Source organism: Veillonella magna DSM 19857 (assembly GCF_000428745.1).
Lineage (GTDB): Bacteria > Bacillota > Negativicutes > Veillonellales > Veillonellaceae > Veillonella_A > Veillonella_A magna.
Genome location: NZ_AUAN01000005.1, coordinates 24,751 through 47,085 on the forward strand (window position 1 = coordinate 24,751; position 22,335 = coordinate 47,085).

15 protein-coding genes are annotated in these 22,335 nt (G+C 43.5%); 2 read left to right on the plus strand and 13 right to left on the minus strand.

All coding sequences use genetic code 11. The features are described from left to right. Positions 1-5: 5 nt before the first annotated feature. From G344_RS11970 to G344_RS0101910, 3 genes are all read right to left on the minus strand, one after another. Positions 6-6,947 carry a YadA-like family protein gene (locus tag G344_RS11970; protein WP_028254714.1) on the minus strand — a complete coding sequence of 2,314 codons (6,942 nt, stop codon included), beginning with the start codon at positions 6,945-6,947 and terminating at the stop codon, positions 6-8. A 399-nt stretch (positions 6,948-7,346) separates the two neighbouring features. Then, on the minus strand, positions 7,347-9,521 hold the full coding sequence (locus G344_RS0101905; RefSeq protein WP_028254715.1) for a heavy metal translocating P-type ATPase: 2,175 nt from the start codon (positions 9,519-9,521) through the stop codon (positions 7,347-7,349). 17 nt (positions 9,522-9,538) lie between these two features. Then, positions 9,539-9,808: a metal-sensitive transcriptional regulator gene (locus tag G344_RS0101910; protein ID WP_028254716.1), complete on the minus strand. Its 270-nt coding sequence runs from the start codon at positions 9,806-9,808 to the stop codon at positions 9,539-9,541. 364 nt (positions 9,809-10,172) lie between these two features. Between G344_RS0101910 and G344_RS0101915 the strand changes: the two genes are divergently transcribed. Further along, positions 10,173-10,808 (plus strand): YigZ family protein, encoded by a 636-nt coding sequence (locus G344_RS0101915; protein WP_028254717.1) that lies wholly within the window; start codon positions 10,173-10,175, stop codon positions 10,806-10,808. A gap of 826 nt (positions 10,809-11,634) precedes the next feature. After that, positions 11,635-11,922: a LysR family transcriptional regulator gene (locus tag G344_RS0101925; RefSeq protein WP_028254718.1), complete on the plus strand. Its 288-nt coding sequence runs from the start codon at positions 11,635-11,637 to the stop codon at positions 11,920-11,922. 312 nt (positions 11,923-12,234) lie between these two features. Here the strand turns inward: G344_RS0101925 and G344_RS11865 are convergent, their stop codons facing one another. From G344_RS11865 to alaS, 10 genes are all read right to left on the minus strand, one after another. After that, positions 12,235-12,393 carry a hypothetical protein gene (locus G344_RS11865; protein ID WP_156886129.1) on the minus strand — a complete coding sequence of 53 codons (159 nt, stop codon included), beginning with the start codon at positions 12,391-12,393 and terminating at the stop codon, positions 12,235-12,237. Between the two features lie 589 nt (positions 12,394-12,982). Beyond that, the gene (thrS, locus tag G344_RS0101935) at positions 12,983-14,893 is read right to left on the minus strand and encodes a threonine--tRNA ligase (protein WP_028254719.1); all 1,911 of its coding nucleotides are present in this window, start codon (positions 14,891-14,893) and stop codon (positions 12,983-12,985) included. 539 nt (positions 14,894-15,432) lie between these two features. Then, positions 15,433-15,666, minus strand: coding sequence for a DUF4911 domain-containing protein (locus G344_RS0101940; protein ID WP_028254720.1), 234 nt, complete (start codon positions 15,664-15,666; stop codon positions 15,433-15,435). 14 nt (positions 15,667-15,680) lie between these two features. Further along, complete coding sequence (locus G344_RS0101945) at positions 15,681-16,913, minus strand: peptidase U32 family protein (protein ID WP_038154736.1); 1,233 nt, start codon at positions 16,911-16,913, stop codon at positions 15,681-15,683. After that, positions 16,897-17,514, minus strand: a complete 618-nt coding sequence (locus G344_RS0101950) for an O-methyltransferase (protein WP_028254722.1) — start codon at positions 17,512-17,514, stop codon at positions 16,897-16,899. Before G344_RS0101950 ends, G344_RS0101945 begins: the two co-directional genes overlap by 17 nt. Then, complete coding sequence (gene mltG / locus G344_RS0101955) at positions 17,504-18,514, minus strand: endolytic transglycosylase MltG (protein ID WP_038154739.1); 1,011 nt, start codon at positions 18,512-18,514, stop codon at positions 17,504-17,506. The genes G344_RS0101950 and mltG overlap by 11 nt, the downstream gene beginning before the upstream one ends. A gap of 153 nt (positions 18,515-18,667) precedes the next feature. Then, positions 18,668-18,952, minus strand: a complete 285-nt coding sequence (locus G344_RS0101960; protein ID WP_028254724.1) for a DUF1292 domain-containing protein — start codon at positions 18,950-18,952, stop codon at positions 18,668-18,670. Between the two features lie 10 nt (positions 18,953-18,962). Continuing rightward, entirely contained in the window at positions 18,963-19,382 is a 420-nt protein-coding gene (gene ruvX / locus G344_RS0101965; protein WP_028254725.1) for a Holliday junction resolvase RuvX, read from the minus strand. Between the two features lies 1 nt (position 19,383). Then, positions 19,384-19,641: an IreB family regulatory phosphoprotein gene (locus G344_RS0101970; RefSeq protein WP_028254726.1), complete on the minus strand. Its 258-nt coding sequence runs from the start codon at positions 19,639-19,641 to the stop codon at positions 19,384-19,386. 42 nt (positions 19,642-19,683) lie between these two features. Next, a complete protein-coding gene (gene alaS, locus G344_RS0101975; protein WP_028254727.1) occupies positions 19,684-22,293 on the minus strand; it encodes an alanine--tRNA ligase in 2,610 nt (869 codons plus the stop codon). Between the last annotated feature and the right edge of the window lie 42 nt (positions 22,294-22,335).

Here is a 22,335-nt window from a genome sequence, read left to right on the forward strand (position 1 = left end):
CCACATCAGCCGCTAATACGAGCCATAAGCCATTCTACTTTCTTTGCCAACTCTTCGTTTTGTTTACGCAACGCCGCATTTTCATCGGCCAGACTATTCACCGATTGCTGCATCGCTTGTAGGGTACTACCGTAATCCATCATCTGCTTATCTGTTGTTTCATTCATCGCCATCTGCGCTGCATTTGCTTTCCGAAGATGATCGATTTCATCATAGAGACGTGCCATTTCTGCCTTCACCGGTTCCGGTGCATAGCGAAGGAAGTAGCCTTTGCGATCGCCTTGTTCACCTAAACGAATGCTGATGCCCGCATTCCACATCACCCCATTACCGCTATAGGCTAATCCACCGTGATACATAACATCCTCATTGTCATGATGCGCCACACCAAGCGCCACGCCTTGGCTTCCTTTATAGCCACCTATGCCGGCCATAATCTGTGTTTTTTCATCCGGATTGTATCCCAATGGTTTAAGCGCTGCCATAGCGGCACTTAATGCGCCCACATCGGCGATTTCCTTTGTTAAGTGATGCTCTACCTGACTGATTTGTTGCACTACACTGCCTTGTGCTTGACGCAGCTGTCCTACTGTTACCGCATCACTCATAGCCACCCCGTCTGCTACATTAGCGATCCGTGTGCCCCCTGCATCAAGACCATTTTCGGTAACCTTCACAGTGGTTGCTCCGTTAGTAAAGCGAATGTCCTTGCCTACGGAAATAGCCGTAGCCTCATTGCCCGTACCATGAGATAAAGTGGTTTCCGTTTCATTAAATGAAAGCTTGCCATCATGGCCACCTACAAAATTCATATTGGTCAATTCTTTGGCAAGGGTATATTTCACTTCGCCCCTATCTCCGGTAGAAGCTATTATGTTACCGTCGCCTTTAAACGTAAATCCTTCCTGAAGAGTAACCGATTTAGCCGCCGTATCTCCGTCAGCTTGATACGAAATAGATGTCGCCGTACCATTTTCAATATTGGTAATGCCCAATTTTTCCTTCCACTTCGTTACATCATTTGCTTCTAGATTACTAGCATCTGTCTTTGCATACTCAGATAACGTAGTATCCAATTCCTCTTTATCCACATATGTATTCTCTAGTTTTTCATTCGTTACATAATTGTCTAACTGGTCATTCGTTACATAATTATCTAAATCAACGTTGACCTTCCATATGGTTTGACCGTTCTCTTCTCTCGAAGCTACCACTGTATTCATTCCATTTTCTAACTTTATAGGCTTTGTATTCGTTATCTTGCCATCAATATCCTTTACTTGATTTTGCAACGCATTTAGTTGTCCCATATTGACTGCGTCTGATATATGCTCTATACCTGGCCTACCGGGGGCTAAGCCGGTAATATGTGTATTTCCTACATTGAGACCGTCCGAGTTCACAATAATTGTTGTACCACCATGTCCTAAGCTGATACCGTTACTACCAAAGGTAAGCGTACCATTATTACCGGCAATGGATGTCATATTGGTTAACGTTGTATTTAAATGATATGTTACTATCCCATTATCTTCAATCGTAGCCGTCGTGTTTATACCATTGGTAAAGTCTAATCCCTTTGTTAGACCTACCTTCTTTTTATCAGCGTCTTGCTTACCACCATTTGCTTTATATGTAAGTTCTCCCATGGTACTTACATCCGGCAATGTGACATCAACAGTATACGTTGTCTTACCGGTATTTTTATCCACATTAGGAGTAACCGTAACATCATTTTTACCTTCCACAATGATTGCTTCTTGTGCCAGATTCCTGACAACCAGCTTGCCTGCATCGGTAATATTATCTAATGAGGTTGTTGCTCGTCCCGATAGCTGAGACATATTTACTGCATCTAACGGTTGATCGCTTCTACCGGCAGCAACATTGGTAATGTGCTTATTTCCTACATTAAGACCGTCCGAGTTCACAATAATTGTTGTACCACCATGTCCTAGGCTAATACCATTACTACCAAAGGTGATTGTACCATTATTGCCGGCAATGGATGTCATATTGGTTAATGTAGGTTTCACATCAAAGGTAACGACACCGTTTTCCTCAACAGTAGCTGTTGTATTGGTACCACCGGTAAAGTTAAATCCCTCAGTAAAGGTTACCGATTTTTTCTCCACTACATTGCTTGCACTGTTATCATCGGGCGTGTTAGTACCATCACCGGATACATGATCTCCGTCTGTAGCTGTTCCAATACCGGTATTTCCATTCGTTGGATTTGTTGCCGTATACATAATTGAACTAGGAATATCCGGAATAGTAGGAATCTCTATGCTATCTACCATATCCGCCACACGTTTCAGCTGTGCTACGTTTACGGCATCCGTATCATTCGTGCCTGCGGCTACGCCGGTAATCTGACGGGTAAGACCCAGTTCTTCATTGCCGATACTGAGCGCCGCAAGTTGAGCTTCCCAAGTACCGGTCTTTTCTCCCCATTCTTTCTGGGCATCAATATAAGAATTATACGTAACACTTTCCATATTCTTATAGAAATCATACATGCGCTTATCTTTCCGTGGATTGAAGGTGCGGAGCTGCCGTTTCAGTTCATATTCCTTTACTTTATCTGCATTGGCAAGCCATGCTTTTTTCGCATTTTCTACTTTCGTCCTGCCATTCTCATAATCTGCATCAGACATGTCTTTTACAATGGTGTCAGTCGCCACGTTTCCTTTAGCGAGAGGATCATAGCCCCGCACACCTTTATCTCTTGTAGTTGCTGCATAGGAACCAAGAGCGATACCGTCGGAACGGTCTGCATTCGCCTTATTCCCTACGACGAGGGCATCCCGGATACCTGCATTTTCTGTATGAACCGTGTATTCATTGAGTGCATTAGGTGCAAGACCGTCGGTCGTTCTGCTTCCGATAGAGGAGCCCTGTCCAAAGATGATGCTGTCCACGCCGGTATTGATGGTATGGGCACCGACGGAATAGGAGCGAGTGCCTACGACCTGATTGAAATAGCCCATGGCACTACTGTAATTGCTGAGTCCCATATTAGCAATCCCTATGGTGACGCTCATATCTCCGGTAGTCTTAGGGTGGTCACTTGCCGAAACATCGATGGTTCCAAACTGCTTGCCATTTCCAGGATTATCCTTGAAGAGCCGGTTGTTCTGTGAACCGATAATGACACTTCCCATGGCCCCATAATTGTCCCCATTTTCCTCATCATTGATGGAGTCGTTGTTTTCCAAATCCCGATATCCGTAAATGGACGTACTGCTGTAATTCCGCATACCCATGACAGTCGCATGATCGCCATTGTGTATAATATTGCCATATCCAAGAGCGGAAGATTCCCGTACGACGGTTTTCTCACCATAGGTAAGTGCTTTACCTACATCATTGTACGCACCGATCGCAAGAGAGCCAAAACCGGTGCCGGTAATCGCATTAGTAATCCCTACATTGACGCCTGTATTCTGATAAGTCTTGTTGTTATTACCAAGAGTCACAGATTCATGAGCTTCTGTAGTTGTCTTTAAAAAGGAATCGTACTCCCCGACTGTATTGTTCCTGCCAAACACGGTGGATTTTTCGGATCCTGCCTTGACTGTATTCTTTATACCTACGACGATAGCAGTCTGGACGTTGGCATCATTGGAAATACCAAGTGCCAGCGCTTCCTTTCCGGATGTGTTGGATACACCAAGGGAAATGGAATTCCAGTGCTCTGTTGTATTTCCATAACCAATGGCTACCGCACTGGACTTAGCATCCACAGCAGTGGTTCCATTAGCATCGCCTTTTTTTATAGTATTGTTATTCCCGATAGCCACTGCATTCTGACGGGCAGTAGTACTGCCATAACCGATAGCAATGGAAGTGTTTCCTTCAGCTTTTGCATTTTTTCCAATCGCAATGGCATGCTCACCGACAGCCCCATCACCGGTCAGGTTGGTATTGACCTTATCTTCTGTATCCGTATCTGTGGAATTCACGCCATAGTACTTCGTATGCACCTTATACGTGGTGTCATTCTTCTCTGCAATGGTATTCTCACCATTTGACAGTCTTATCTCCTCAGGAATATCCAGGTCATTTACCATATCCGCCACACGTTTCAGCTGCGCTACGTTTACAGCATCCGTATCATTCGTACCTGCGGCTACGCCGGTAATCTGACGGGTAAGCCCTTCTTCTTCATTACCGATACTGAGTGCCGCAAGCTGTCCTTCCCAGACGCCTGCGACCTTGCCCATTTCAACCTTTTTGCCGAAATAAGCCTTGCGAGCTTCCATTTCGGCAGTTTCCTGTGCATCATATTGACTGCGCCATTCCTGTAATTCTTCCGGACTGCTGTACTGCTGGGACTGGATTTTAAGGCGAAGGTCATGAAGTTTATCCACTTCCCCTTCCCAAGTTGTACGAAGGCTAGCAAGATCCGTCTTTGCCTGATTATACGCCTCTTTCGTCATAGTACCTGTAAAGAGTGTCTCATCAGTCATAGCCACTCCCGTGGTAGGATCATAGCCCCGCATACCTGAATCGCGACTGGTAATGGCCCAAGAACCAAGGGCTACGGAATCAGAGAGATTCGCCAAGCTGTGATTTCCCACGACCATGGCATTCCTTATATTCTGCGGATTATTAGGCTGGTAATGACTCAGCTGAGCCTCGGCAATGGTAGAATCATGTCCCATGATGAAGCTATCAATGCCTGTATTAATATTGGTGGCACCGAATGCATAAGAACGACTTCCCGTGACCTGGTTCCCATAGCCATAGGTACCGCCGTTATCGGCGAGCATAAGGTTTGCTACCCCCATGGTCGTGCTGAGGATACCGGTGGAAGCGGGCTGCTGATTGTCGGTCATCGTAATTCCACTGATGGTAAAAGGATTAGAGAAAAGATAATTGTTTTGATTTCCTACGATGATACTGCCATAGCCCATGCCAAAGTTTTGGAATCCCACAACAACGCCTCGTATGACATTGGCCTGGTTATAAGCACCGAATACAGAGTTTTGCTTACCAAAGGCCTGATTATTGACACCGACAGCCGTGATATAGGTCTCGCTGGGGACATTATCTCCGCCGGCAATGTTGCCATAGCCCAGTGCTACATCGGCCTGTCCGTTAGCCTTATTTCTGTAACCCACAGCGGTAGAACTTGTTCCCATTGCTAGATTCATTCCGCCAATGGCGTTGGCGGAATCCCCAGGCGTTGCATTCTTAACGCCTAAGGCAACAGAACTTTTGCCACTATCATACACTTTCCATTCACCACTGATATTGGTATAGTTATTCCAATTCCCTACGGCAACAGCCATCTTATTGGTTGCATAGTTTGTACGTCCTACGGCCAACGCTTCTTCTCCGGACGCCGTATTGACGCTGCCAAAAGCCGAAGCATTCTTGCCATCTTCTTTAACGGTGTTATTAATCCCTAAGGTGGTAGACCGTTCCCCTTTGGATTTGTTCATGATTCCAATGGCTGTTGAATTAACTCCACTGGGATCTTCTTTACTGAAACCGCTTGACTTGTCGTTATTGTTCATTAGCCCAAAGACAACATTATTTCCCTTAGAAGCATAGTTTTGATGGCCAACAACGGTTGAATAACTTGCTTCACTTCCTACCTTGTTATATCTTCCGAAGGCCATCCCGTACTCGCTTTCAATGGTATTGCTGGCACCAACTCCCATGCCATAACTTGACTTTATCGTATTCCCCAGACCCAAAGCCAGGAAGTCCGTCCCTTCCGCCTGTGTATTGCCATCGATTCCTACAAGGTTGCCTCTACCAAAGACCGTGGCACCACTAGCATACACATTATTATAGGTACCAAATACATACCCGTTATAAGAGTATAGCCGGTTATTTTCCCCAACAACGAAACCGGATGTGACCTTCCGTCCATCCAGATCAAGGCCCAAGGTATTCCTGGAGCCATAGATATGAAGCGAAGGATCGGACACATTGCCAAAATCCTTTTCTGCCGAATTGTTATTGGGAGCATCCCCGCCATACCATACAGCTTCCTTGTAATAGTTGATGCGGTTCTTACTGCCCGAGATATTTATACCATTTCCTGCATTGCGGATAATGTTCTTATCCCCTGTGATATTAACATAGCCACTACCCGCATCCTTGATACGCTTCACATCATTTTCGCGGCCCAAAATCAGGGAATCTTCCCCATCGATGGTATTTCGCCCGCCGAATATATACATATCGCTTTCGCCATAAGACCAACCGAAACCGGCCACGCTATTGGTCTTGATCGTATTTTCATGACCAATTATGGCAGAAGTGCGAAGAAAGGTATCGGTATCTTTTTTTAATAGCTCCTTGTTGTTGGCATCAAACGTATTGTCATAGCCCATGAGGATGACCTTATCCTGGAAGGGAACTGGGTCGTTTATGGCAGTAATGTCTTTTGTCGTATCGATGGTGCCGTCTGCATTCACCCTGCCGTAAAGGCTGTTAACGTATTTGATGGTTCCCAGCGTCAGGATTTCACTACCTGCAGTCTTTGCTGTTCCGATGGTAATGGAATTAGTTCCATTGTTTGATTTATCAGTTCCTCTTGATGCGGTAACCGCACCGTTTCCAATGGCAATACCATTAGGCCCATCGGCTCTGGCATCTTGACCGATGGCTATAGAATTACTGCCTTTGGCACCGGGATCTTCGGCTGTATTTCCGCTGCTGGTTCCCTTGACATTCACATAGTCCATCTTTTCCGCTGTTGTTACTGTATCTGCTGTCGTTACATGATCTGCTGTAGCTACGTCCGATGCGGCTGCACTAGTTGCTATTCCACCGGCCGTTAAAACAACACAAAGCAGTGATGCCAAACGCTTCTTTGACACCACTGCTTTGCTAGTTTGCTTCTGCCAAGTACCGGCGATCTCCGATACAACAATAAACATACTTTTTGTTTTACTCCACACTACTTTAAACGCTCTGTTCATACAAATCCCTCCGTATGATGCATCAACACTCTGCTCGCAAATGCGTTACGTCCCTATCTTCTCTATACTACTCCTTCTCTCATTGTGTTGTTTACCACCTCTTCCCTCTCTTCTTTCGGTTGAATACCTATGATTTAATTTTATGACATCTATCTCTTTATGTAATTATATCATATTAATAATTCTATATCGATACTAAAATATCTATCTTGATTAAAGTATATTAATATAGATGCCAAAAAAGTCTTACCCTCTCTCTGATGCAAGAGAAGGCAAGACTTTTTAACAGTATGCTGTATAAAACAAAATATTTACTTTTACCCGGAATGATACTATAACTACCCTAATAGTGCATCCTCTATATGCTATATTTATTGTTCGTCCAAAAGTATATATCTTCTATCCTTCTAAACCGGCTCGTTTCAATCGCAACGAATTTGATACTACCGTTACCGAACTAAATGCCATTGCCGTACCGGCTACGATAGGTGTCAACATCCCTACAGCAGCCAGCGGAATACCGATACAGTTAAAAATAAGCGCCCAGAACAAATTCTGTTTAATATTTCCCATGGTTTTACGACTCAGCGTTACAGCTTCTGCCAACGTGGTTAAGTCATTGCGCACCAATACAATATCTGCTGCTTCGATGGCAATATCCGTTCCCTTGCCGATGGCAAAGCCAATATCTGCCGTAGCCAATGCCGGTGCGTCATTAATACCATCACCAACCATACCTACGGACATACCTTTGGATTGTAGCTCGGCTACCTTTGCCGCTTTATCCTGGGGCAATACCTCTGCCATCACATGAGTAATTCCGGCCTTATTAGCAATGTACTCCGCCGTGCGACGATTATCGCCGGTAATCATCCACACCTCAATTCCCTGTGACTGTAAGCGCTGCACTACATTCTTTGCTTCCGGACGGAGTTCATCGGCTACAGCCCACATAGCATGTACCGTACCATCCACTGCCATCAGTGATACCGAAGCACCTTTTGCTTCTTCCGCTTGTACACGCTGTGTTAATTCATCATTACTATAACCACATTCAACAAACCAACGATTGTGTCCGATTTCTACTGTATGTCCGTCAATGCGGCCACGGATCCCGTGCCCCGGTAGTTCTTCAAAGTCTGTTACTTCCGGCAAAATACCATTCGCTCCTAAGAATTCCTTTCCGGACTCCGATAACGCTTTGGCAATAGGGTGTATTGTCTTAGACTCCAGTGCCGTCATGTACGATATGTTCACGGCTTCATCACCATTAATCGTAGCTGCTGCGGTGACGCGCAAATTACCTTGTGTTAAGGTACCTGTTTTATCTAATACAATGGCTTGTAAAGAGCCCGTTTTTTCTAAAAACTCGGCACCTTTGATTAAAATTCCATGTTCTGCACCTAAGCCCGAACCTACCATAATGGATGTTGGTGTAGCCAAGCCCAATGCACAAGGGCAAGCAATGACAAGTACCGCCGTACCGTGCATAATCGCTACACCCCAAGTGGCATCAAAGCCAACATACCACACCAATGCAGTTAGCACCGCCAAGCTAATAACTACGGGAACAAAGTACGCAGCCACTACGTCGGCAATACGCTGAATGGATGCTTTAGAGGTCTGCGCTGCGGCCACTACTTTTATAATCTGTGACAACATCGTATCGGCACCGATTTTTTCTGCTTCCATCGTGAATGTACCCGTTGCATTCACTGTGGCTCCGATAACCTTGCTGCCCTGTTCTTTTTCTACAGGCAAGCTTTCACCGGTCAACATTGATTCATCTACTGCCGAGCTACCGGTAAGAACAGTGCCGTCTACCGGTATCTTTTCGCCGGCACGTACCTCAATTATATCTCCGACGACAATGTCCTTTGTAGGGACGTCCGTAAAGACACCGTCGCGCTGTACATGAGCCATAGCCGGCTGCAGTTTGATTAGTTTTTCCAGAGCATCCGACGTATGTCCCTTGGCGACTTCTTCCAAAACTTTCCCTAAAAGAATAAATGTAATAAGCCATGCCGATGTTTCAAAGTATAAATTGTGATTGCCCATAAGCATGTTATAAATGCTGAACACATAGGCTACAGTCGTCCCCAGTGCCACCAATACATCCATCGTTAAGGAACCGCTTTTGATAGCGCTCCAGGCACCTTTATAAAAGACGAGTCCCGGACCGAATTGCGCTATGGTCGCCAGTACAAACTCTACTGTCGCCGGTAGCATGGGCCAACTAAACACATAATGACCAATCATGCTCATCATCATAGGGATGGCCATGGCCGCTGCCAAAATCATCCGATACAACTGTGGTTTAATGTCTACCTTCTTCATTTCCATTGTATCTGCTTCAGACAGCTCCGCCCCAAAGCCAATACCGGTAATCGCTGCCACCACATCATCTGCGGTCAGCGTACTGTCTGCCGTATAAGTAACGGATCCTTTGCGCGTTAACAAATTAACCTTTACATCTGCCACACCGGGCAAGCGTGACACCACTCGTTCTACGCGTGCCACACAGGCAGCACAGTGCATACCTGTAATATCAAATTCTTCCTGCTTTCCACTCATCATACCACCTCATCTTATTACTTATGTAGTGCGCGATACACACCCATTAATTCAGTAATGGCGTCATCCTCTTTACCATTTTTAATTGCTTCCACCACGCAGGAACGCGAATGGCTTTCGAGCATAATCATGCCCACCTGATACAGACCGGCCCGTGCAGCCCCTATTTGCTGCAGTACATCCACGCAATAGCGGTGTTCGTTAATCATGCGTTCGATTCCTTCGATTTGCCCTCGAATACGACGCAGTCTACGACTTAATTTTTCTATTTCCATATCTGTTAACATATTTTCTCCTTCTTTCCTAGTAACTTCTATTTGCTATCATTGCTTTTACATCACCAAATACCCCCTAGGGGTATTTATTTCCTACCTATATGCTATACCTTATATCATAAATCGTCAACATAGGGGTATTGTGCAAATACAATAGATTACGTATCATAATAAAAAGAGACTACATACCATATGACTTGTCTTTGTATTCATATAAAGGCGAAACAGTATTTTGTTGTTCCTCATTCTTTAAAGGGGGTATCCTACATTGCCAAAAAAGAAAAAAAATCCGATCGGTACAACAGCCGCTACCGTTCAATCGAATACAAGTTCACAAGCCTCACTCGATCAAACCGCTGATACGCGCCAAGCATCGATTCCTGTCAGCTACACCACTATTGCCGACGAGTGTCGTATTGAGTATATCATTGAAAAATCACGCTTTATCGCTACCGCAGCACCATGTACAACTGAAGAGGAAATACAAGCTTTTTTTACTCGCATCACTAAAGAGTTTTGGGATGCCACTCATAACTGCACAGCCTATGTATTGGGACCTCGTCAAGAGCAACAGCGCTCTTCCGATAACGGTGAGCCCTCCGGCACTGCGGGAAAACCAATCTTAGAGGTTTTAAAAAAGACGGGAATCACCGATACTGCCATTGTGGTCACTCGCTATTTCGGTGGTATTAAGCTCGGTGCCGGTGGTTTAATTCGTGCATATTCGCACAGCGCCGCCGAAGCTCTTCACCAGGCACCGAAAGAATTACATGCTCCTCGAACATGTATCACCATACGTATTGATTATTCATTATTTGGTGGGGTAGAACGTTATTTGCAAGAAGGTAAGTATAGCTACGAAGTTAAATTTGACGAATCTGTGACGGTAATCCTCTTTGCCGAGCCGGAAGAAGTATCACAACTTGAGACTAAGCTGACTGACATATGCAACGGTCGACTCACTTGGGATATAGGGGATACCATCATGGTAGCTATTCCTGTAAAAGCATAATCCCTTTCTCACTTTTCATCTAAATACTAGGATATAAATGGAAAAAACGGCTTTCTCAAAAGAGAAAGCCGCTTTTTCCGGACATGGATGCTTTTATGCTCGCACTGAACGAAGATGTATTTCGGGTCCTGCAACCGAAACATATCTGTCGTGATTTCAGGCTAACATAAAATCACTCTATTACTACGATCAAATCGGAGAACACAATACTATTTAATTTACTAGTCACCGCCACAAAGCAATGGTAATTCATCAACTAAATTACTAAGCTCTGCACAGCCCACGACTAGCTTACGATGACAGTATACTCCCCTCGAATGCAAAATGGAAATAAAAAAAAGTTATAGTAACAGCCGTTTTTTGGCTTTTATTTTTGCACTTTGTATTCATTGTATTTTAATTAATAAATTCAGAATTTTTATAGATTTTATATTTTTTTGTCATTTTTTTGACGATACGCATGTCTATGGGCCTATATCCCCCTCACTGCTGTTAAACCGGACTTCTTTAGCTATAGCAAGGATAACATTTTATGCCATACCTTTGCTATCTAATAAATTAATAAATGCCGGAAATTTTTTCCAAAAAATTTTTAATCGTGATAAAAGTCCCATAATCACCTTTTTTACCGCCTTTTTTCGCTTCTTTTACATACAGAATGTAAGCTATAGAAAATACAAAGTGCAATCGATAAAATTTGTATAAAAAACCGTATGTATATAGACTTTTCCTTTAATACAAGCTACAATAATAATTATAGTACGCCCATACTATAGTTATTCATGACAATCTACCATGCCAGTTATTTACGTGCAGGAGGATTATCATGGACACATCGTATTATCACAATTTTGTAACCCTTGTTAACACCGGCAATATGACACGCGCTGCCAATCGCCTGCATCTGACGCAGCCTGCATTGAGTAAGCAGTTGCGCTATTTAGAGGCTGAGTTTGGCACACCGCTTCTTCACATCAGACGCGGTCAGCGTGGATCGAGTTTTCAACTTACAGAGGCCGGTCATATTTTTTATGAAAAGGCTAAGCAGCTTTGTGCTATTGAAATTGCAGCCTATTCAGATATCGAGGGACTCGTGCATAACGCAATCATTTAATGGAGCAGTAGCGGTATCTCTTTTACTATAGACCGATACCATTATCCTTACTGTCAATGATGTAGTATGCGTATTGCTCAGTACTATGTGATAGCCTACTAAAAAAGATAGTCAATATGAAGAACAGCTCTTCATACTGACTATCTTTTTTATTTCACTGCTTATTTTGTTGTACTAATTAATTGCAACCACTTTAACTTCTGATTTCAGACTGTATGACCTTTAGTTTATTGGGTACTATGTAATTTTTATCGTGCCTCTCTTTGCCGACACACATATACGCGATATGTTATACGAAGTAGTATCAATCGATTATTTGTGAATTACCTTATAGCTATCAGCCATCATTTTACGCATTTCGTCTGTCATCGGATATGCCAAATGAGCTTCGTCTTGATATTTTTTAGTATCCTTTGCTACCTTCGTTACCTGTACCTTTTTTTCTTCCATTGTGTCTTCAAACGTTGTCATGATTGTTCTCTCCTTTATTAATTACCACACTAACCATACGTTATTACCATCATTATTTTTACTTCTTGTATTGCTTTCAGTCGACCTTGCTAAGGGCTGTTCCCTTAGTTCGATGATAGTATAATACGGATAATTTCGGTTGTTAAGCAAATAAAAAAGATGCTCAGTTATCACTTTTATTTCTATATACTTATATTCTATAGACAATACCATGTAGTGCATAAACCCAGCAATAATCACGAAAAACGTCCGTCATTTTATATTTTTTATACAAAAATTTTTATAGGCAACTAAGGTTTCTATAGAGTACAGACCACAGCTCCACATTCTACAGAAAATAGTTTGACGTTTTACTGTTGCATGCCTATATATAGCATGTAGATAGCATATAGATAGCAAAAAAGAGAGACGATCAACATCCTATCCCGCAAATTAATTCTATGCTCTAATTCGCAGAATAGATCGTTCATTACGTCCCTCTTTTTCATTTACTGCATGCTCACATCACTAATGCAGTATATGCTCGCATAAATTATTTTTTTCACCTATCTATGCAAGCATACAATCTGTATATGCATGTTTGCACTGATTATTTACGTTCCTTAGCTTCTTTAACAATATCTTCTAAGAATTGTTTCCAAGCTACGGTACCTACTTCACCTTCACCACGTTTACGAACAGCAACGGTTGCTTCCTGTTCTTCTTTATCACCGACTACGAGCATGTACGGTACCTTTTCCATCTGTGCTTGACGAATCTTATAGCCGATTTTTTCATTACGATCATCAACTTCTACACGTACATACGCTTTCTTGAAAGCAGCCTTCAATTCGTTAGCATAGTCTACATGCTTTTCACTAATCGGCAAGATTTTAACTTGTACCGGTGCGAGCCAAGTTGGGAATGCACCTGCATAATGTTCGATAAGGATACCGATAAAGCGTTCCAAAGATCCAAAGCAAGCACGATGAATCATGATCGGACGATGCTTCTGGCCATCTTCACCAACGTATTCCATGTTGAAACGTTCCGGCAAGTTCATATCCAGCTGAATCGTACCGCATTGCCAAGTACGTCCCAACGAATCTTTGATGTGGAAGTCAAGCTTCGGCCCGTAGAAAGCGCCATCCCCTTCATTAATCTGATACGGAATGCCTTTTTCTTCAATGGCTTCACGAAGTGCATTAGTAGCGGCTTCCCAAATGGAATCATCCCCCATTGCATTATCCGGCTTCGTACTCAATTCAACACGATAGGTCAAGCCGAACTGACTGTAAATACGGTCGAACAGTTCAATAACCTTAATTAATTCTGTTTTAATCTGTGACGGCAACATAAATACGTGCGCATCATCCTGCGTAAAGCTACGTACGCGGAAGAGTCCGTGCAAGGCGCCGCTCAATTCATGACGATGAACAAGACCGAGCTCTGCCATACGTATTGGGAAATCACGATACGAATGCATTTCATTCTGATATACCAGGATACCGCCCGGGCAGTTCATTGGTTTAATTGCATAATCTTCACCATCGATTTCAGTAGTGTACATATTTTCACGATAATGGAACCAATGACCTGACTGTTCCCATAACTGACGATTTAAAATAATCGGTGTACGTACTTCTTCATAATCAAAATCATGATGTACTTCACGCCAGAAGTTTTCTAGTTCATTGCGCACTGCCATGCCCTTCGGTAAGAAGAATGGGAAGCCCGGTCCCTGTTCTTTAATAACAAAGAGACCTAATTCCTTACCCAATTTACGATGGTCGCGGCGAGCTGCTTCTTCCAAAAGATGTAAGTACTCTTCCAGCTGTTCCTTCTTTTCAAAGGCCGTTCCGTAAATACGCTGTAACATTTTATTTTTTTCGTCACCGCGCCAATAAGCACCGGCCAAGCTCTGCAACTTAAAGGCCTTCACTTTACCGGTAGAGGCAACATGAGGACCGGCACAAAGATCAACGAACTCACCTTGACGATACAAAGAAATTTCTGCATCAGCCGGTAAATCATTAATCAATTCTACCTTGTAGTCTTCATTCTTTTCTTTAAATAAAGCCAAGGCTGCGTCGCGGCTGACAACTTCTTTTTCGATAGGGAAATTTTCTTTGACGATGCGATTCATTTCTGCTTCGATTTTCGGCAAATCTTCCGGAACCAAAACATGTTCCATATCGATATCATAATAGAAGCCGTTTTCGATAGCCGGACCAATTGCCAACTTAGCTTTCGGCCAAATGCGTTTAATAGCTTGCGCCATCACATGAGATGCACTATGACGAAGCGTATCTTTACCACCCTGTTCTTCAAAAGTTAAAAAGCTAACATGCGAACCATCTTTTACGACTTCACGCAAATCAGTCAATTCACCATCTACATCTGCTGCCAATACTTTCTTTGCCAAGCTGTTAGACAACTGCTTTACAGCTTCTCCCAATGTAGTTCCGGCCGCATACGCCTTGTTACTACCGTCCGGTAAAATAATGTTTACTTCAGCCATTGTAATTCCTCCTTAGGTATGAGCGGCGGCGGGAACGCCGATCACAAATCAAGTATAAAAAAAGGACCTCCATCCACTCAAGGGACGAAGGTCTCGCGGTTCCACCCTAGTTAATCGCCAAGCGATTCACTTTACGGACGATAACGGGCCCAACGGATTTTCTTACCTCTTATCTGCACGGTCAATCGCGCCGTTAGCAAACAAGCCTTCGGAAAATCGGTTTGAAGGGGGTAATGTCTACGGTCACGGAAGACGCTCACAGCCAAGGCATCTCTCTCTGTACCATGATTGACGTAACCATCATGTCCTTCGCTTTACCTTTCTCTTTGTATGACCATACTCTATCACTTTCTAATCATACTGTCAATATATATTTTGCAAAATTTAATTTTACAATCTTATTACCTGTATCGTATTAGCATACGAGTTGTATCCGCATCACACGATTATAGTAATTATAAGAAATTGTACACTGTTACTGCGATTCCAATTACTGCTACTGTCACCGGTTATTATAGCCAATATAAGCTGTACAGTGGCTACAATGTATTTGGATCCACAAAGGTTAACCCGATATCTAAGGAACTAAGAACCTCTTTTACCGTATCACGCGTATCTTCCGTACTTCTCACTACACAAAGTCCTTCGCTACGATTAACTGTAGTCATAACGCCAAGATACTCATAACCTTCCAATATACGATTCACATAATTCGTGTGTGCCGGATTAATTGTAAAGTATACATACGAATCTTCGTGATGTATCGCTTCCATGTCTATCGCCTCGCCTATTGATTTTTACACTTACGACGCATCATGGAATAGGTTTCCAGCGGCGTATCAATATATAAGCGCACTTTCATTTGCGGATGCGGCGCTACTGTGATTTCTTCACCGTTTTCATCAGTCATTTTAGTAATCACATGATGTACCAATGCGCCGTGCGGCTGACAAAATTCAACTTCATCGCCGACCTTAAAGTTATTACGCTGCTCCATATAGGCAAAGCCTTCTTCGGTATTGTACCCTTCCACTAACCCAATAAAATCATGGGTCTGCGTATTGCTTGACTTACCGTAATTTTGTGCCGTTTCATCCGGCTTTTCTACCGAGAACCCCTCCGTGTACGGTCGATGGGAAATTTTTTCTAATTCTTCCATCCATTCATCACGCACATACCACTCCTTGCCTTCTTTTAAATATGTATCAATGGCTTCCCGATACACTTTGGTAACGGTGGCTACGTAATGCACACTCTTCATACGTCCTTCGATTTTTAAACTATCCACTCCGGCTTCATATAGCTCTGGAATATGTTTTAACAGGCACAAATCCTTAGAGTTAAAAATGTACGTACCGTGTTGATCTTCTTCAATCGGATAGTACTCGCCGGGACGATTGGATTCTACCAAAGAATATTTCCAACGACATGCCTGTGCACACTGACCTCGATTGGCATCGCGAGTAGTGGTAAAGTAATTACTCAACAAACAACGTCCGGAATAGGAAATGCACATCGCACCATGAATAAAGGCTTCAATTTCAATATCCGCGGATTCGCGCATCGTCTTGATATCCTTAATGCTTACCTCACGAGCCACTACAACACGGGCTGCCCCTTGTTCCTTCCAGAATTCTGTCGTCAAATAGTTTGTCGTATTCGCCTGCGTACTTACATGAAGTTCCAATCCTGGAGCTACTCGTTTCGCCAATAGGAAAATTCCTAAGTCTGCTACAATAATGGCATCCACATGAATACTTTCCAAATATTGCAAATATTCCTCCAGGCCTACCAGATCTTCATTATGAGGGATAATATTACAGGTCACATAAATTTTCTTACCATGGGCATGTACAAATTCAACGGCTTCCTTCAACTCTTCATTATTAAAATTAGCACTGCCCGCACGTAGGCCGAACGCCTGTCCTGCACAATATACGGCATCGGCACCGTAGCGGATAGCCATTTTTAACTTATCCATATTCCCTGCCGGAGATAACAATTCAATCGGTCTGCTCATTACTATATCCTTTCCATATACTTACACTCATTCCATCCCCCAAGGGATATATTGTTGTATTAAAAAGCTCTTTATTTTCTACATAGTCCAAATAATCACGTAGTCGTTTAACGATGGTTTTATAGCGATGCGGCGCTGCTTTTTCTCCTCGTACACATCCGCGAAACAGTACATTATCCGCCAAAACAACCGCCTGCGGGGCCAACTTTGGTAAAATAATCTCAAGTTGTCTCAAGTACTGTCCTTTCGGGCCATCCAAGAACACCATATCAAAATGACCTTCTACTTGATACAATACCTCATTGGCATCACCCTTTAGTAAAGTTATATTGTCTTGATATACTGATTTCCCCACGTAATAGCGAGCCATTTCATGGCGAACTTCATCAAGCTCAATGGATACTACTTCTCCGTCCTTGGCTGCATGCTGCGCTAACAAAAGCGTAGAATAGCCGATAGCCGTACCTACTTCCAATATGCGATGCGGCTGATACAAATCAATTAGCTCTTCAAATAAATGTACTTCCGACTCGCGTAAAATCGGCACCTTATTGATGACCGCATAAATACGTTGTTCATTTAAGATTTCCTTAATTTCCATAAATTTTTTCCACTGCCTTTAGATGTTCTTCATAGGTTTTAGAGAAAATATGATGTCCCTCAGCATCGGCTACGAAGAATAAGTATTCCGTAGGCGGTGCATATAGTACGGCTTCCATAGATTTTTTACCGGGATTAGCAATCGGTCCCGGCGGTAATCCTTTATTGATATACGTATTATAGGGACTAGGAATTTTTGTGTCTTCCACCGATAATAACGGCTTCGGATAGCCTAAAATATATTGGATGCTTGCGCACGACTGCAACGGCATACCTACCGCTAGGCGACGCTTAAACACAGCCGCAATAATTGGTCGATCTTCATCGAATTTAGCTTCCTTTTCTACCAATGAGGCCAAGGTGATAAATTCAAATATCGTCATATGCTGCGCTTCGATTTCCTTACGCATAGCTGGCGTGAGCTGTGTATTCATCTCTTTTGCCATCATCGCTAAGATATCCTTTGCCGTACTTTTCACCGGAATCTCGTAGGTGCTGGGGAATAAAAAGCCTTCCACACGGTAATCTACTTTTTCCGGCCCATACATGTACATATAAGGAACATAGGTCTTTGCTTCCGCTAAAAAGTTTTCCTTATGCACCAACCCATCACGTGCTAATTCATCGGCGATTTGCTGTATCGTAAAACCTTCCGGAATGGTCACCTTTACGGTTTGTAGATGACCTTTTTGTAACAGCCCTATAATCTCATACAAGCTGGCATTATCCGGTAATTGGTAATAGCCATGTTGTAATTTATCCATGGTCCCTGTCACTCTAAGAGCTACACGAAATAGTAGCGAAGACCGAACCAACTGTTTTTCGTACAGCACATCACCGATTTCACTGCCTGTCATATCTTTTTCGACGACTACTACCACCAACTCTGGGTGCTTAGTAAATCGATTAGGTAAAAAGTAGAGAACACTGGCCAGAGATGCTATCAGCATGACTATGATAATAAGCAACGGAAGTATCCTCTTTTTTACGGTAGTACTCATGCGCCGCAAACTCCTTTTAACGTAAAATTTGAACACTTTATTATAGCAAATATAGTCGCATAAGTCACGAAAAGGGGCCTTTCGGCCCCTCTTCTCTCATACTATTCAATCTTTCAAATGCATCACTTGAAAAACATGTATTTCAATATACTGTTACTGCATTTCTTCGTAAAGCTGTACTACTGCTTCGTATTCATCTTCCGTCGGAGCTACGTACACATCTTCGCCGTCTTCACGATCAATGCGCGCTATAATAACGGTCGGTTCCTCATGACATTTGCAGCCCGGCTCACATTCTTCCGGCGGCAATGATACGAGTACGGCAAAGTTCTTACCGTCATGTGCAATCACTACTTCTTCTTCGTAATAGGTTTCGTTACCTTCACCATCATCCACTACAACGACCGATACTTCACCTTCATAACCCTGTTCTATCATTGTACACCTCCTATAATGTATGTTGTCGTCTATCCAAATAACCTTGCAAAATTACCACAGCCGCCATTTTATCAATCACTGCCTTGCGTTTACGACGACTTACATCGGCTGCAATCAACGATCGTTCAGCCATAACCGTAGATAAGCGTTCGTCCCAATAGGTAATGGGCAACGTTGTCACCTCTTTTAGGCGTTCTACAAATTCTTCCGTCTTTTCTGCACGCTCACCTTTGGTGCCGTTCATATTCCGCGGCATCCCCACTACAATTTCTTCTACCTCGTAGTCGTTAATGAGCTGCAATAAACGTTCAAAATCCTTAGCCCATGATGTGCGACGAATAGTTTCTACGCCTTGCGCCGTCATATACAACGCATCACTGCAGGCCACACCGATAGTGCGACTGCCTACGTCTAATGCCATAATCCGCATATTATAACCTTTTTGCCTTTACGTATTCTCTTACCAACTCTTCAATCAGTTCATCTCGTTCCAACAGACGAATGGTACTACGAGCATTGTTGTAATTCGTTATATACGTCGGGTCACCGGAAATAAGGTATCCGGCTATTTGGTTAATCGGATTATAGCCTTTTTCCTGCAAAGAATGATACACACTATCCAAGACCTCTGCGGCGGTCAGCGTTTCATCCACTTTGTTAAATACCATTGTTTCATCAGATACACTCATCCGAAATCCCTCCTTTTATAGCAAAGTACTCTTCGCTTACAACTATTGTACCATATTTACGATGGCTTGTTTACCTACAGCCAATGCTTCGGACAATGCTTCCGGTTTCTTACCGCCGGCTTGTGCCATATCAGGACGTCCGCCACCGTTACCGCCGGCAGCCTGCGCCGTCTGTTTTACAATATTACCTGCATGGATTCCCTGTTTAACTGCACCTTTCGTAGCCATGCAAACAAAGTTAACTTTTCCTTCACCGGCCATACCGAGCAATACCACACCGGAGCCAATATGATCGCGTACCATATCGGCAATATTGCGAAGCTCTTCCATATCGTTAGCTTTTACTTCAGCTACCACACCGGTTAAACCATTAACATCGAATTTACCGGCTAAGACATCATTCATACTACCGCTGGCCAATTCTTTTCGTGCTGCTGCCAATTCGTGTTCGAGATTTTTAGTTTCATCCAACAACTGCTGTACACGCTGCACTAACGCTTCCGGTTTTGCTTTAACCATAGTTGCCAATGTAGCTAATTTTTCCTGATCATCCTGTGCTAATTTGAGAGCAGCTGCCCCCGTTACAGCTTCAATACGGCGCACACCGGAGCCGATGCCTCCTTCGGAAACAATACGGAAGCTACCAATAACCGCCGTATTAGGTACATGCGAACCACCGCACAATTCAATGCTAAAGTCCGGCACCGTAACAACGCGTACACGGTCACCATATTTTTCGCCGAACAAAGCCATTGCCCCTAAAGCCTTCGCTTCATCCATTCCCATTTCCTGGATAGTAAGGTTCTGTGCCTTTAGTATTTCTTCATTTACTAAACGAGTGATTTCTTTCATTTCATCATCGCTTACCGGTGAGAAATGAGTAAAGTCAAAGCGTAAACGATCTGGCATTACCAGGGAACCGGCCTGATTAACATGGTCGCCCAATACGCGTTTCAACGCTGCATGCAACAAGTGCGTTGCCGTGTGATTGCGCGCCATGGAAAGACGTCGAGCTGTATCTACTTCGAAGGTGACGTCATCACCGACAGCCACACTGCCTTCTACAACAGTAGCAATGTGATACGTCGTACCTTCCGGTAATTTTTTAGTATTGTGCACTTCCAATTTACCCATAGGGCCTACGATATATCCCGTATCACCTAACTGTCCGCCGCCTTCGGCATGGAATGGTGTAGTGAGAACGATTACGGTTACTTCTTCACCGTCTTCCGCACGATCAACGCGGTTAGCGCCACGGCCGATCATGAGAATTTCCGAAGCTTTTGCATCTTCATCAGCGGTTAACGTTTCGTTAGCCAAGAAGGTGATATCCGGTGTAGCTACTTTGGCATCCACATCTTCACGTGCTGCGCGAGCACGGGCACGCTGTTCGGCCATAGCTTTTTCAAAGCCCTCCATATCAATAGACAATCCAGATTCACCGGCAATTTCTTCCGTCAGTTCCCAAGGGAATCCATAGGTATCATACAATTTGAATACGTCAGCACCGCCGATAACCGTTGCTTCATTCTTCTTCAACTCATCCACTAGTGCCGTCAACATGGCCAAACCTTGTTCCAGCGTTTGATTGAAGCGTTCCTCTTCATTAGCCACAACACGCTTAATGAAGGATTTCTTTTCTACTAAATCCTTTAAGCCCGGTCCCAGAATATCCACAACCACATCGATAAGTTCCGTCAAGAACAGTCCCTTGATTCCCAACAAACGGCCATGACGTACAGCACGACGCAAAATACGACGCAATACATAACCACGACCTTCATTGGATGGTAATACACCATCACCGATAAGCACGGCAATAGCGCGAATATGGTCACCGATAACCTTCAAGGATACATCGGTATTAGCATCTGTATGATACGTTACCTTCGCCATTTGTGCGGCGCGTTCAATAATAGGGAAGATTAAATCTGTTTCAAAATTACTTTCTTTATTCTGTAATACGGAAGCCAATCGTTCTAGGCCGGCACCGGTATCGATATTTTTCTTTTCCAACGGTTCATAGGTGCCTTCCGCCGTACGGTTGAACTGTGTAAATACCAGATTCCAAATTTCCAGATAACGGTCACAGTCACATCCCGGTGCACAATCGGGACTACCACAACCGCGTTCTTCACCTAAGTCATAGAAGATTTCGCTGTCCGGTCCGCACGGTCCTTCACCGATTTCCCAGAAGTTGTCTTCCAAACGACTGATATGGCTGTCCGGTAATCCGACTTCTTTATGCCATACATCATATGCTTCTTGGTCATCCGGATACACAGTTACATATAAACGATTCTTATCGAGCTTAATCACTTCTGTCAAGAATTCCCAAGCCCAATGAATGGCATCCTTTTTGAAGTAATCGCCAAAGGAAAAGTTACCCAACATTTCGAAGAATGTATGATGACGTGCCGTGCGTCCAACATTTTCAATATCACCGGTACGAATACATTTTTGGCAGGTCGTCACGCGTGTGCGCGGCGGCACTAATTTACCCGTAAAAAACGGCTTTAACGGAGCCATACCCGCACCGATTAAGAGCAGCGACGGATCATTCTCCGGAATCAACGGATAGCTATCTAATTTTAAATGTCCCTTACTTTCAAAAAACTGCAAGTATGCTTGCCGCAGTTCATTACCTTTCATGAGTCCCAGCCTCCTAGTAAATTTTTACTCTTCATTATACCG